Origin of the sequence: Acidiphilium sp. 34-64-41, from assembly GCF_002282635.1 — a bacterium.
GTDB lineage: Bacteria > Pseudomonadota > Alphaproteobacteria > Acetobacterales > Acetobacteraceae > Acidiphilium > Acidiphilium rubrum.
Window position 1 is genome coordinate 1 of the sequence record NZ_NCJX01000071.1, and the last position, 13,382, is coordinate 13,382.

Sequence of the window (13,382 nt, forward strand, 5' to 3'; positions counted from 1 at the left end):
GGCCCAAGCGCATCCGCAAACCAAAGCGCCAGCCCAGCTTCATGGACCAATACAAAATCAACCCCGACGGCAGCATCGACTTCACGCCAGAACAACTCCACGAAATCCTCGGCCCGCCCCCACCGCCCGTACCACCCTGGCACCAGCCCTTCGTGCCGTCCTTCAACGTCAAAAAAATGTGGCGCAAAGGGCCGTGATTTCGCACGCCCAAATCGTTACGATATCGTAATTAAAAGCACAAAAAGACAAGGGAAGCACTTCTTTTTTGTGAACAAAAAAGAAGCAAAAAAAACTTTGGTAATTTGGGTTCGTGCCGGTGGAAACGCCCGTGCCCCAGAGTCAGAAAGTTTTTTGCTTCTTTTTTACAAAAAAGAAGCCTTCCTCAACCCCGCTCAGCCAGCCGTCTCAGTCGAAGTCTTCGGCAGTGTAAAATGCTGACCCGGATAGATCAGGTTCGGATCATGGATGCTCGACTCATTGGCGCGGTAAATCAGCGAGTAGTCCATGCCATGCCCGTAGAGTTTGCGCGCAATCAGCCAGAGGCACTGCCCGCGCGCAATCACCACCTCGCCGGGCATGATACTGCCGACTTTATGCGGGGCGAAGGCGGTCTGCATCGTCTGAACGCTTTTGCCGTCCGGCGCGGTCGACTCCAGGCGAAACGTCCCGGGCTTGGCAGGCAGGTGGCTGGTCTGCATCGTCCACCGGCCCTTCTGGTCAGCAACGGCGGTGCCAAGTTTGGTATGCCCGATAAACAGCGACACCGTCGCACCCGGTTTGGCGGTCCCGGCCATGACAGCTTTGCCCGAACCGTCATAATCAACCGAACCAAGGCCCAGCGTCCCCGGTTTGGGGCCTTGCCCGCTCAGCACCTGCGAGGGTGTCTTGCCGGTGCCGCTGAGCACGGCAAGCGCCCCTTCGTTCGGCGCGTCCGGTACCGAAACGGTCACACCACGCGCGCTCGCCAGTATCTGACCGTCTTTCGATGTTTCGGACAAGGCCAGTTGTTGCCCCCCGGCGGGCAACGGCACCGAGGTCACGAACGCAAAACTGCCCGTCTTATCCGCCTTGGCCGTGCCGATCGTCTTGCCATTGGCGGTAATCGTCACGGTCGCGCCAGGCGTCGCATGGCCCGCAATCACCGCATTGCCCCCGGCATCGACCCGCACGGTGTCAAAACTCGGACGGCTCGGTTTCGCCGGCGTACTCACCGTGGTCTGCGCCGCGGGCGCAATCGGCTTGGTCGGCTCGAACTGCTGCTTGCCGCCCAGGAACACAAGGCCGAGCAGCGCCGCCACCCCCAGCCCCCCGATCGCGGCAGGCGCGACCCACCCCGGAACCGCGGGCCGAGCCGATTTATCGCCGTCCGTGTGTTGTGCGTCGAGTGCCATGAAAATGACTTTGCCAATAACTTGCTTCGATTTGATTACCCTGCCACGAAGTTGGGCTTCTCGATAGGTTCATGAGGCAATTCTGGAATATGAGTCACATTTCGGTCACGGTATTTTGCGGATCATCCCCCGGCGCAGCACCCGATTATCTCGCGGCGGCCCGCGCCCTGGGTGAAGGCATCGCCCAGCACGGCATGAAACTGGTGTTCGGCGGCGGCAATGTCGGCCTGATGGGCGCGGTCGCCGGCGCCGCACGCGGCGCGGGTGGCCATGTCACCGGCATCATCCCCGATTTCCTCCGCGCCCGCGAGGTCGAGTTCCCCGGCCTGTCGGAATTGATCGTCACCGATTCGATGCACACCCGCAAACGCCGCATGTTCGCCCGGGCCGATGCCTTCGTGGTGCTGCCCGGCGGCCTCGGCACGCTCGACGAGCTGATGGAAATCCTCACCTGGAAACAACTCGAACGCCACGCCAAGCCGATCATCCTGGTCGACATCCTCGGCTGGGCAACGCAAGTGGCCGGCCTGCTCGATGCCGTGATCACCGCCGGCTTCGCAAAACCCTCAGCCCGCGACCTGTTCGAAATCGTGGCGGACGTGCCGGCAACCCTCGCCCGGCTCGCAGCCTACTCGCCCTCGTCGGATGCCGGTTCCTCGGTCGAAACCTTGTAATCCTCGCCGAACCACCGCCCGAGATCGACCTCGCGGCACCGCCGCGAGCAGAACGGCGCCTGTTCGGGAACGCTGGGTTTTTTGCAGATCGGGCAGGGCTTGGCTGTCATGGCAGAATCTCATGCAAAGGCGGGCGGATGCGCGGGCGCAGCACTTCCGCAAAGCCCAGTGACGTAAAGCCGAGCAGCCGCGGTTTCAACGGGTCGCGCGCCAGCGCCGCGCTCAGATCAGGTGCCAGGCTCGGCCGCGCGCTCGCCTTCATCCCGGCAAAATCGATCAGGATCGCCCCACCCAGATTGCGCAGCCGGATCTGGCGGGCCAGCGCCGGGATGATCGCGCGATTGAGCCGCCCCTGCGCTGCCGATTTCTCGCCCCGCTCGCCGCTCGCCGCCCCGCCATCGATGTCGATCGCGGTGAGCGCCGGCGTCGGGCTGAAAATCGCCCGCGCCCCGTGCGGCAGCGCCGCGATAGGCTCGGCCAGCGCCGCCACCTCATCCTCGATTGGCGCAAAACAATCCGCCCGGTGTTCGACCCGGTCAAAATCCGCCCGCAACCGGGCCACCAATTCGAAACTCTCCGCCAAAATCGGCGCATCAGGCTGCCGCGCCCGGAAATCCCCGATCGGGCCAATTCCCCGCGCGCGGAGCCCTACCTTGCCGCCGGCCTCACCGCCCGCCAGCGCCAGCCGCGGCCCCTTGCCGCCCTGCGCCGCACGGGTGATCCGCACATCGAGCAGATCCCCCTCGCCCCGCGCCTTGCCACCCGCACTGTCCGGCAGAAACCCGACCACGTCACCGAGATCGACGAACACCCCGCCGAGCGCATGGGCCCGCGCGGTGATCCGCCCGGTATAGCGATCGCCCACGCCATCCGGCGCGTCAGGCCGCCAGATCGTATAATCGGCCAGTATCATGTCTTCGAGCAGAGCCAGATGCACCACGCCCGCCCGCAGCGCCGCGAGGATCATGCCGCCCGCCAGCCCAGCCCGCGCAGCAGGTTCAACGTCTCATGCAGCGGCAGCCCGACCACGCCGGAATAGGAGCCGGACAGAAAATCCACAAACCCCGCCGCCCGCCCCTGGATCGCATAGCCCCCGGCCTTGCCCTGCCACTCGCCGCTCGCAAGGTAATCCTCGATCGCGGCCGGCTCGATCCGCGCGAACGATACCACCGTCGCAACGGTGCGGGATACGACGCGCCCATCCGGCGCACGGATCGCAACGGCGGAATAAACCTTGTGCCGCCGTCCGGCGAGGCGGGTGAGACAGGCGCGGGCCTCCGCCTCGGTCTCGGCCTTCGGCAAAACGCGGCTGCCGAGCCCGAGCACGGTATCCGCCGCGATGATGAAGGCGCCTTCGTGCGCCACCGCCGCAAGCTTGGCGCGGGCAAGCCGCGCGGCAAGCGCCCGTGGCGCTTCATCGCGCAGCGGCGTCTCATCGATTTCAGGGCTGACGATCGCGTCCGGAATAATGCCGATCTGGGCCAGCAGGTCGCGCCGGCGCGGGCTCGACGAGCCGAGGATCAGGCGCGTTACTTGAATCGGAACGTGATCCGGCCCTTGGTCAGGTCGTAGGGCGTCATCTCGACATTGACCCGGTCGCCGGCCAGGACGCGAATACGGTTCTTGCGCATCTTTCCGCTGGTATGCGCCAAAATGACGTGCTCATTGTCCAGCTTGACGCGGAACATGGCGTTGGGCAGCAGTTCAGCGACCGTGCCGCTGAACTCGATCATGTCTTCTTTCGACATCTATCCTCGATATAAGGTCGTTACGTGCGGGCCTCACATGAGCCGTGAGGGCCGCGAGGTCAAGGTTTGCGGCGGGCTTGGCAGGCAAGCGCCACCTTTTTGGAAAAAACCAAGCCGTTCGTTAACCGATCCGGTCGATGATCGACCTGCCATGACCCGCCAGATTCTCGGCCTCCGCCAGGATCGCAGCCGCCGGCCCGATCGCGGCGAGCCCGGCGCGGGTGAGCGATGTCGTGCTGGTCCGCTTGAGGAAATCGAACACCGAAAGCCCCGAGGAAAACCGCGCGGTACCGGCAGTCGGCAGGACATGGTTGGGTCCGGCCGCGTAATCGCCGATCGCTGTCGGCGCATACCGGCCGAGGAACACCGATCCGGCATGGCGGATTTCAGCGAAATCGCCCACCGGGTCCGCCGTCATGATCTGCAGATGCTCCGGCGCGATCCGATTGGTCAGTGCCACGGCTTCGGCGCGGTCGCGCACCAGAACGATCGCGCCGTGCGATGCCAGCGATGCCGCGGCGATCACGGCGCGCGGCAGGGTTTGCAGCGCGGCACCGATCGCCGCGGCCACCGCGTCGGCCAGATCGGCGCTGTCGGTGACCAGGATGGACTGGCTGTCTTCCGCGTGTTCCGCCTGGGCGATCAGGTCGAGCGCGATATGATGGGCATCGTTATCGGCATCGGCGATGATCAGCACCTCCGAAGGACCGGCGATCGAATCGATCCCGACCCGGCCGAACACCTGGCGCTTGGCCTCGGCCACGAAGGCGTTGCCCGGGCCGACGATGCGATCGACCGGCGCGATGGTCGCGGTGCCATAGGCCAGCGCCGCCACCGCCTGAGCCCCGCCGATCCGGTAAATCTCGCTCACCCCGGCCCGGCGCGCGGCGGCCAGAACCAGCGGGTTCATCACGCCATCCGGCGTCGGCACCACCATCGCGATACGGGCAACCCCGGCGACGCGGGCGGGGATGGCATTCATCAACACCGACGACGGATAGCTGGCCTTGCCGCCCGGCACGTAGAGGCCGACGGCATCGAGCGGCCCCCAGCGCAGGCCGAGCGTGATCCCTTCGGCATCGGTGAAGGTAAAATCGGCCGGGCGCTGGGCGCGGTGGAAGGCTTCGATGCGGGTCGCGGCCAGATCGATCGCGGCGCGCTGGGCTTGCGGCAGGGCATCCACCGCGGCGTCGATCTCGGCGGTGCTCACCCGCAGGGTTGCGCTGGTGAGCGTAAACCGGTCGAACCGCGTGGTCAGGTCGATCAGGGCGGCATCGCCCTCGGCGCGGACGCGGGCGATGATGGCCGCGACCGGGGCGGCAACATCGGTCGCGCTGGCGCGGTCCGCGATCAGGGCGTCGAGCTTGGTATCGAACCCCGCATCGATGGTCGTGAGCCGGTTGATCATGGCGCGGCGAGCGCGGCGCGGAACCGGGCGATCCAACCGGAAATGGCTTCCGGGCGGGTTTTCAACGCGGTGCGGTTAACGATCAGGCGCGAGGTGACATGGGCGATCACCTCGGTCTCGACCAGGCCGTTGGCCACCAGGGTCGAGCCGGTCTGCACCAGATCGACGATCAGGCGCGACAGGCCAAGCCCGGGGGCGAGTTCCATCGCGCCGTTGAGTGCGACGATTTCGGCCTGGATGCCCCGAGCGGCGAAATGCCGGCGCGTCGTGTTGGGATATTTGCTGGCGACCCGGACGCGCGACAGCCGGGTGAAATCGGTGGTGCCGGCTTCATCGGCCGGTTCGGCGACAGCGATGCGGCAGGCGCCGATGCCGAGATCGAGCGGGGCGTAGATTTCCGGATAGTCGAACTCCATCAGCACATCGCCGCCGCAGATGCCGATATCCGCGGCGCCAAAGGCGACGAAGGTGGCGACATCGAAACTGCGGACGCGGATGACATCGAGATCCGGCGCGCTGGTATGAAACCGCAGGCGCCGGCTGTTTTCATCGGTGTAGTCAGCTTCCGGCACGATGCCGGCGCGGGTCAGCAGCGGGGCGCATTCGGCCAGGATGCGGCCCTTGGGCAGGGCGAGCACCAGCGGCGTGCTGATCGCATCCGGGGCGGGGTGGTGGGGTGTGAGCGCGGTCATGGCGGAGCGGTTTAACACCGCAGGGGGAAAGCTCAAGCGCAGGGAGGGAAGGGGAGAGTCTTCTTTTTTGTGAACAAAAAAGAAGCAAAAAAAACTTCATTCATCTGGGCCCATGCCCGTGAAACCGCCCGTGCCCCAGAGTGAAAAAGTTTTTTGCTTCTTTTTTACAAAAAAGAAGTCCTACCCCTTATCCCTTGGCTGATATCGAGGACCGGATACTCCACCGTAGCGGCCAGGCCCATCTCAAGCCGCCCGCCTGCGAGCAGCTCAGCCGGCACGCACGCGTTCCCATCGGTCCAGCGGCCATCGGGTTCGGGCGCGTGCCAGCCCTGGCTCAATGCCGGATGATCGAGCGGGATGGGTGTGCCGCCAACGCTGAGGCTGGCGATTTTCACGCCGAGGCGGCGGCGGTCGCGCGGGTCGGGCGTCAGGTGGCCGGGGATGGCGTTGCGGCTGGCGATGATTGCGGCACCGCCCGTGTGGCGGATCGCCAAGCCAGGATCGGCGGTGGTGACGATGCCGGCGCGCGCGAGCAGGCCGGTCCGCACCGCCTCGACCACCGGGCCCGCCTCGGCGAAGGGGGCGCAGCCGGTCTGTTCGCGGCGCTGTTGGGCGAAGGCCGGGTGCAGCGCGATCGGGCCACTGCCGTTCGAAAAGCAAGTGCGGTTGCCGGTGTCGAGGTAGCTTTCCGCCGGTGCGGCTTCGGCGAGCAGCACGGCGTGCCGGGGCAGTTCGATATGGTAATAGGTGATGCGGGCCCGCTCGATCTGGCGGATCGTGGTGCCGTTGATCAGCACCTTGGCGGGGATCAGATGGCCCGCGCAGAACAGGGCGTGATCGGGCGAGACCAGCAGCGGCCGCGCCGGGATGCCATCCGCGAGCGCGCCCGGTTCGATGCGGACGGGTTGCACCAGATCCGGTGCGGGGTGATGCGCGAGATCGATCACGCGGCGGCCGATCCAGACGATCGGCATTCTGCCGCCGGTGGCGAGCACGACCTGATCGCCGACCGCGAGATGTTCGACCGCGACGGGCCCGGCTTGCGTTGCGATGCGCGTAGTCGCGGCGAAGCAGGCGAGGTTGGCGGCGAGCACCGAACGGTCGCTGAATTGCAGGGTGGTGACGCCGGTGAGCGTATCGGTGACGCCGAACCCCGTCACGTCGAGCGATCCGCCGCTGCGGGTGAAGCTGTAGTCCGCCAACGGGTCGGCGAAGGTGACGATATCGTTGCCGGCGCCGCCGATGATGGTGTCGGCCTGGCTGTTGACGACAATGACATCGTTGCCGCTGCCGGCGATCAACCGGTCGATCGCGGTGCCGTATTCGATGAAGATGTTATCGACATAGCCGTTCACGCTGCTGAACGAACCGGGGTTGAGGTTGACGGTGTCGTTGCTGCTGTAGCCGGACAGGTCGAGCGTGTTGCCGGCGCCGTAGTCGTAGAGCGTGATGATCGGGTTGGTGTTGACCGCGAAATTATACATCTCGACGGCGGCGGTGGTCCCGGCGGGCGTGGTATAGGTGATATTGCTGTTGAAGCCGAAAACCTGGCCGCCGGCGAACATGGTGCTGGTCGGCGCGCCATACAGGCGCTGCACCGCATAGATGTCGAGCCCCATCGGGCCGGTGCCGACATTGCCGTTGTAATCGGCGCCGGGCGTTGCCGATTGGGCGTAGTATTTCGCCGCCGGATCATTGGGGTCGACGTAGGACATCACGGACCATGCGCGGGTATCGTAGGCGTTGGTCTGCGCTGCATCGGCGCCCCCGCCGTTATAGGCGCCGGTGTGACCCAGGCCGAGCACGTGGCCGAGTTCATGCAAGATCGCCCCTTGGCCATAGCCGCCGGTCGCGTAATCGCCGAGCGTGCCGTAGCTGCCGCCGAGGTCGGTGACGATTTCCTCCTGGGTCGATTGATACACGCCGCTCTGCCCGGTCGGCACGGACTGGGTCGTCTGTTCAAACTCGCCGTTCGGGTTGTTATTCATGTTGATCAGCGAGAGGTCCGCGGTGGTCGAAAGCCCGGTCGTTGGGTTCGCCGCATAGTTCGGTTGATAGACCCAGGTGACGTTGCAGACGCCGGACCACGCGGCCATCGCCTGTTCGATGTCGGCCTGCTGGGCGGCGGTGTAAGAGCCCGGCGAAAACGCATAGGTGATGGTGGTGCCGGCTTGCAGCGTCGTCTGCGGGGTCTGGATTTCAGCGCTGCCGAGCAGATAGGTGTTGAACGACGGGTTGGCCGGTGTGAGGTTCGGGTTGGCGTTGCTCTCGAAATTGATGATCGCCTGCTGATCGGTCGTCAGCATGGTGAGATTGTCGTTGAGGTTGGTGGCGGTCATCCGATCCGGCTCCCTGGGTGCGCTAACCATGCGTCATCCGAAATTGTCCGAAAAAATACGATCTGTAAATGATTGTGATCGCCGGATTGGTTGGGTCGGCGGGCTGATCCGGCACAGGGTGTCGCGGAACTGACGTCAAACGGTCGCAGAAGTTTAACACCGCAGGCACGCCGTTCCGGCTACGCCCCGCGCCGGAAGCTGCCGCTGTTACAGACGGTCGCCGGCATGATGCAAAAGGGATTCTCGACGATGGGATATGATGATTTCGCGGTACGACGCGGTGTGCGAGCGGCTCTGCTCGGTGCGGTCAGCGCACTCGCGGTGATGGCGCAGGGGCATGCGCAGGCGGTGAATGCCGGAACCGTTTCGGCCAGCGGCACGGCGGCGGCGCCAGGCAACTACGCCAACCAGGTCTTGACCCGCAAGGCGGTGAAGCAGCAGGCGCAATCGGTTTCGGTGGTGAAGAAAAGCACGATCGATCTGCTGGCACCGATCGCCTCCGGCACGCAGGCGATTTCGACGCTGCCGGGCGTGGTGATTTCGGGGTATTCGTCGAGCGCCGGCACGGCACGGTCGACCATTTCGATCCGCGGCATCAAGGTAGGGTTCAATTCGGTGCCCGGTGACATCGAAACCAACGGCATCACCAATCTGTTCGACGGCATTCCGCTGAACAGCCTGATCCAGGGCACCGGGTTCCATTCGGTGCAGATCCCGTTCGGCTCGCTGCTGGCCGGCGTCAATGTGATTTACGGGCCGGGCAATCCGCGCGATCGCTGGTTCGACAGCCTGGGCGGCACGGTGAATTTCATCCCGGTGCAGCCGAGCGCCAAGGCATCGGTGACCGCTTCGGCCTCCTACGGCAGTTTCGACAGTCAGGTTTACAGCCTGGTGGCGCAGACCGGGCTGCATGATGGCTGGGAGGGGGTGATCGGGTTGAACCACGCCTTCAACCACACGTTCCGCCGGGGGTCGTATGACTGGCCGGCGCGCAACGATCAGGTCTATTTCAAGATCACCAAGCGGTTCGATGGCGGGCACGTCAGCCTGGGCGGCTATTACATCCACAACCGCGAGTTCCGGCCGAACCAGATTCCGGTCGAACCGCAGGCGGGTGTCACGCTCGGCGGGCTCAACGCCAACGCGCCGCTGTATAGTCAGCAGACTTCGGGGTTCTATGCCGATCTGCCGAACAATGTCTGGTTCAAGGAGAACCAGATCATCGACTACATTGGCTACGCCAAGCTGACCAAGCGGATTTCCGACAATACCACCCTGCATGATCTGTTCTGGTACCGGCATGGCGATGTCATCCATTACCGGTTGAACTATGGCTTCATCGGCGCCTCGTCGCAGGACACTGAATATTACGCGCCCTATTCGGATACGATCGGCGACAAGCTCGATTTCGATACCAAGCTGCAATACAACACGATCAGCTACGGCGCCTACGTCATCAATTCGCATACGCATGATATTTACGACGGGTATAACACCAATCTGGGCACGACGCGGCAGAACCCGGCCTCGATCACCCGCGATGTCTATAACAATTTGTATCTGGCGGCGTTTGTGCAGGACAAGATCGAACCGATCGCCGGGCTGCGGATCGTGCCGGGCGTGCAGCTGGTCAATTACGAAACCCGCTACGTCAATCAATCGCCGATCGCCGCGATCAACCTGCCGGGGGTGGGTTTCAATACCTATCCGAACACCAGCAAGGATTTCAACCGCGTGCAGCCCTCGCTCGGGGCGAGCTACGATGTGCTGCCCTGGGCGACGCTGTACGGCAATTTCGCCGTGACCTATCAGAACCCGACCGGCGGTAATTTCGCGAATAATCAGATCAACCTGCCGGCGCTGAAACCGGTCAAGAGCACCGATTATGAAATCGGCGTGCGGATGTTCCAGCGCGGCTTCCTCGGGCTCGACAGCGCATCGGCCGACATCAACTATTTCCGCGACGATCTCGAGGATGAAACCGTCGGCATCGCCAATCCGAACAACCCGACGCAGACCACGTTCGGCTTCGGTTCGGGACGCCTGCAAGGGGTGAACGCCTCGTTGAAGGCGAATTTCAATTTCCACTGGATGGCGTTCGCCAATCTTGGCTATCTGGATGCGCGCTACCTGACCTACACCGCGCCTTCGGGCAATGTGTATCAGAACCTGCCGGACCCGGCCTCGCCGCGCGATACCGCCAATATCGGCGTGCGGTATCAGGTGTTTGCCGGCGCCAACCTGATCGGCGCCAATCTGTGGGATCAGTATGTCGGCAAGCGCTATCTGTTCAACAACGCGATCGGCGCGCCGACGCATAATGCCATCGTGCCGTATAATCTGCTGAATGCCTCGATCACGCTGAAAACACCGTACCTTAACCGGTATGTCTCGCATCTCGGCGAGGTCGATGTGAGCTTCTACGCCACCAACCTGCTGGGGCGGAAATACAACGCGACCGAGTATATTTCGGCGGGCGGCTATTTCAACACGCCGACCGGCGCCTACGCCATCGCCAATCCGGGTGCGCCGCGCGCGTTCTACGGCACGGTGACGGTGAAGTTCTGAACAGGGCGACCTCCGCGCTCTCACAGAGGAGCGACGCGGAACGTTCGGATTTCGGGTTCCGAGTGCCCTTGCCTGGTTCGCCGGGCGGGGGCAAACTCGCCCGATGAGGGAAACAGTGACGGTTTGCGAGGTCGGCCCGCGCGACGGGTTGCAGATGGCGAAATCCATCATGACCACCGAGGCGAAATGCGCCTGGATCGCTGGATTGGCGGCAGCAGGGGTACGGGAAATCGAGGTCGGCAGTTTCGTGCCTGCCAGGCTGATCCCGCAGATGGCCGATACCGATGCGGTGGTGCGCTTCGCCAAAGGGATCGCGGGGCTTACCGTGGTGGCCCTGGCGCCCAATTTGCGTGGCGCGCAGGCGGCGGTGGCGGCCGGGGCGCACCGCGTCAGCGTGCCGGTTTCGGTGAGCGCGGGGCATTCGCGGGCGAATTTGAACCGATCACCCGACGAGCAGGTTGCGGTGGTGGGCGGCATCGTCGCGTGGCTGCGTGACAATGCACCGGGCGTGGAGTTGGAAGTGGCGTGCTCGACCGCGTTTGGCTGCTCGATCGATGGTGTCGTGCCGGAAACCGAGGTGGTGCGGATCGCGGCGGCGCTCGCGGCGCACGGGGTGTCGCAGATCGGGCTGGCCGATACCGTGGGCTATGCCAATCCGGCGCAGATCCGATCGGTGGTGCGGGCGGTGCGGGCCGAGATCGGGCCGGCGCTGGTCGGGCTGCATCTGCACGACACCATGGGGCTCGGCATCGCCAATGCGCTGGCGGGGCTGGAGGTCGGGATTCGCGATTTCGACGCGGCTCTGGCCGGGCTGGGCGGCTGCCCGTTCGCGCCGGGGGCTTCGGGCAATATCGTGACCGAGGATCTGGTGTTCATGCTGGAGAGCATGGGGTTTGCCACCGGCATCGATCTCGACGGGCTGATCGCGGCCCGCGCGCTGCTGCATCAAGGGCTGCCGGATGAGGCGATGCACGGACAGCTGGCCAAGGCCGGCATTCCCCGGATTTTCCAGCGCGCCGCATGAGTGCGACCCCGCTGGCTGGGCTGCGCGTGGTCGAATTCGCGCATATGGTGATGGGGCCGACCACCGGGTTGATCCTGGCCGATCTCGGCGCCGATGTGGTGAAGATCGAACCGACGCCGGCGGGTGACAACACACGGCGGCTGACCGGCTCGGGCATCGGGTTTTTCACCATGACCAGCCGCAACAAGCGCAGCGTCGTGCTCGATCTGAAATCGGCCGCGGGGCTTGAGGTGGCGCGCCGGTTGATCGCGCGGGCGGATGTGCTGACCGAGAATTTCCGGCCGGGCGCGCTCGACAAGCTCGGCCTGGGCTATGCCGATTGCGCGGCGGCCAATGCGCGGCTGATCTATTGTTCGCTGAAAGGGTTTCTGCCGGGACCGTATGAGCATCGCACCGCGCTCGATGAGGTGGTGCAGATGATGGGCGGGCTTGCCTACATGACCGGGCCGGTCGGCCAGCCGCTGCGGGCCGGATCGTCGGTGATCGATATCATGGGCGGCACCTATGGCGCGGTTGCGATCCTGGCCGCGCTGGCCGAACGCGAGCGGACTGGCAAGGGGCAGTTGGTACAATCGGGCCTGTTCGAATCGGTCGCGATGCTGATGGCGCAGCACATGGCGCAGGCGGCGATCACCGGCACCGAACCACCGCCGATGAGCGCGCGGGACGTCGCCTGGCCGGTTTATGATATTTTCGCGACGGCCGATGCCGGGCAGATTTTCATCGGCGTGGTGACCGATACGCAATGGCAGGTGCTGTGCACGGAATTCGGGCTCGATGCGCTGGCGCGCGATCCTGAGCTGACCACCCAGGCCGAGCGGCGGGCGGCGCGGCCGCGCACGCTGCCGGTGATCGCCGCCGCGTTCGGGCAGTTCACCAAGGCGGAGCTGGCGGCGCGCTGCGAGCGGTTGGGCCTGCCGTTCGCGCCGATCGCGCGGCCGGTGGAATTGTTCGACGATGCGCATCTGCGCGCCTCGGGCGGGTTGGTGGATGTCAGCCTGCCGGATGGCCGCGTGGTCGGGCTGCCGGGGCTGCCGATCAGCATGGCTGGGCAGCGGCCCGGTGTGCGGCGCGACGTGCCGCAGCCGGGGGCGGACACGCGCGCGGTGCTCCTTGAGCTGGGGTACGGCGAAGCGGACATCAGCGCGATGCGTGCGAGCGGGAGCGTGCTGGATTAGGTTTTGGTGAGCCGTTTGCGGTTCGCGGCGAGTTTTCGCTGATAGAGGCGGGTGATGCGGCCGGCGCCGCCGTCTGCGGTGCCGAGGGCGCGCAATGCGATCATCTGGCTTTCACCGAGCGCGCGGAGTTTTTCATTGACCATCAGGCTCGCCTCCGCCTGGCCGGCGGCACCGCCGGTGGCGATTTTGGCGAGGCGCAGGGCGATGATCGCCTGGGCATCGAGCGTCATGCGGGTGGTTTGCCACATGAGGTTGAGGCCATAGTGTCCCGTCGCAGTGATTACGACTCCTTGATTGATGGCGTGGGGTAGGATTTGGCCATCTTCACTCTTGCCTGATCTGTGGAGAACATCCAGCGGA

Annotated in this window: 14 protein-coding genes; 5 read left to right on the forward strand and 9 right to left on the reverse strand. The window is 64.8% G+C overall.

What is annotated here, in order from left to right:
• Window positions 1-197 (forward strand): hypothetical protein (locus B7X49_RS13585; protein ID WP_286839763.1); only part of this gene is annotated, 197 nt, incomplete at its 5' end.
• 195 nt (window positions 198-392) lie between these two features.
• On the opposite strand, the gene B7X49_RS13590 is transcribed toward B7X49_RS13585, so the two are convergent.
• Window positions 393-1,391 carry an Ig-like domain-containing protein gene (locus B7X49_RS13590; protein WP_286704841.1) on the reverse strand — a complete coding sequence of 333 codons (999 nt, stop codon included), beginning with the start codon at window positions 1,389-1,391 and terminating at the stop codon, window positions 393-395.
• Window positions 1,392-1,480: 89 nt separating this feature from the next.
• Here B7X49_RS13590 and B7X49_RS13595 point away from each other — a divergent pair, with 89 nt between their 5' ends.
• Window positions 1,481-2,065, forward strand: a complete 585-nt coding sequence (locus tag B7X49_RS13595) for a TIGR00730 family Rossman fold protein (RefSeq protein ID WP_286704840.1) — start codon at window positions 1,481-1,483, stop codon at window positions 2,063-2,065.
• Here B7X49_RS13595 and B7X49_RS13600 read toward each other — a convergent pair.
• The 7 genes from B7X49_RS13600 to B7X49_RS13630 form a co-directional block, all read right to left on the reverse strand.
• Entirely contained in the window at window positions 2,020-2,175 is a 156-nt protein-coding gene (locus B7X49_RS13600; protein WP_286704839.1) for a DNA gyrase inhibitor YacG, read from the reverse strand. The genes B7X49_RS13595 and B7X49_RS13600 overlap by 46 nt on opposite strands.
• A complete protein-coding gene (locus B7X49_RS13605) occupies window positions 2,172-3,032 on the reverse strand; it encodes a ribonuclease E/G (RefSeq protein ID WP_286704838.1) in 861 nt (286 codons plus the stop codon). The genes B7X49_RS13600 and B7X49_RS13605 overlap by 4 nt, the downstream gene beginning before the upstream one ends.
• Complete coding sequence (locus B7X49_RS13610) at window positions 3,029-3,604, reverse strand: nucleoside triphosphate pyrophosphatase (protein WP_286704843.1); 576 nt, start codon at window positions 3,602-3,604, stop codon at window positions 3,029-3,031. The genes B7X49_RS13605 and B7X49_RS13610 overlap by 4 nt, the downstream gene beginning before the upstream one ends.
• Window positions 3,595-3,813, reverse strand: a complete 219-nt coding sequence (gene infA, locus B7X49_RS13615) for a translation initiation factor IF-1 (RefSeq protein ID WP_029311525.1) — start codon at window positions 3,811-3,813, stop codon at window positions 3,595-3,597. The genes B7X49_RS13610 and infA overlap by 10 nt, the downstream gene beginning before the upstream one ends.
• 121 nt (window positions 3,814-3,934) lie before the next feature.
• Window positions 3,935-5,221, reverse strand: a complete 1,287-nt coding sequence (gene hisD, locus B7X49_RS13620) for a histidinol dehydrogenase (RefSeq protein ID WP_286704837.1) — start codon at window positions 5,219-5,221, stop codon at window positions 3,935-3,937.
• Window positions 5,218-5,913, reverse strand: a complete 696-nt coding sequence (hisG, locus tag B7X49_RS13625) for an ATP phosphoribosyltransferase (RefSeq protein ID WP_286704836.1) — start codon at window positions 5,911-5,913, stop codon at window positions 5,218-5,220. Before hisG ends, hisD begins: the two co-directional genes overlap by 4 nt.
• A 164-nt stretch (window positions 5,914-6,077) precedes the next feature.
• Window positions 6,078-8,252 (reverse strand): Hint domain-containing protein, encoded by a 2,175-nt coding sequence (locus tag B7X49_RS13630; protein ID WP_286704835.1) that lies wholly within the window; start codon window positions 8,250-8,252, stop codon window positions 6,078-6,080.
• A 249-nt stretch (window positions 8,253-8,501) separates the two neighbouring features.
• Between B7X49_RS13630 and B7X49_RS13635 the strand changes: the two genes are divergently transcribed.
• The 3 genes from B7X49_RS13635 (at window position 8,502) to B7X49_RS13645 (ending at window position 13,022) form a co-directional block, all read left to right on the forward strand.
• Window positions 8,502-10,820, forward strand: coding sequence for a TonB-dependent receptor (locus tag B7X49_RS13635; protein ID WP_286704834.1), 2,319 nt, complete (start codon window positions 8,502-8,504; stop codon window positions 10,818-10,820).
• A gap of 103 nt (window positions 10,821-10,923) precedes the next feature.
• Entirely contained in the window at window positions 10,924-11,844 is a 921-nt protein-coding gene (locus B7X49_RS13640) for a hydroxymethylglutaryl-CoA lyase (RefSeq protein ID WP_286704833.1), read from the forward strand.
• Complete coding sequence (locus B7X49_RS13645) at window positions 11,841-13,022, forward strand: CaiB/BaiF CoA-transferase family protein (protein WP_286704832.1); 1,182 nt, start codon at window positions 11,841-11,843, stop codon at window positions 13,020-13,022. The genes B7X49_RS13640 and B7X49_RS13645 overlap by 4 nt, the downstream gene beginning before the upstream one ends.
• On the opposite strand, the gene B7X49_RS13650 is transcribed toward B7X49_RS13645, so the two are convergent.
• On the reverse strand, window positions 13,019-13,382 hold a 364-nt coding region (locus B7X49_RS13650; RefSeq protein WP_286704831.1), incomplete at its 5' end, for a hypothetical protein. The two genes, B7X49_RS13645 and B7X49_RS13650, sit on opposite strands and share 4 nt — an antisense overlap.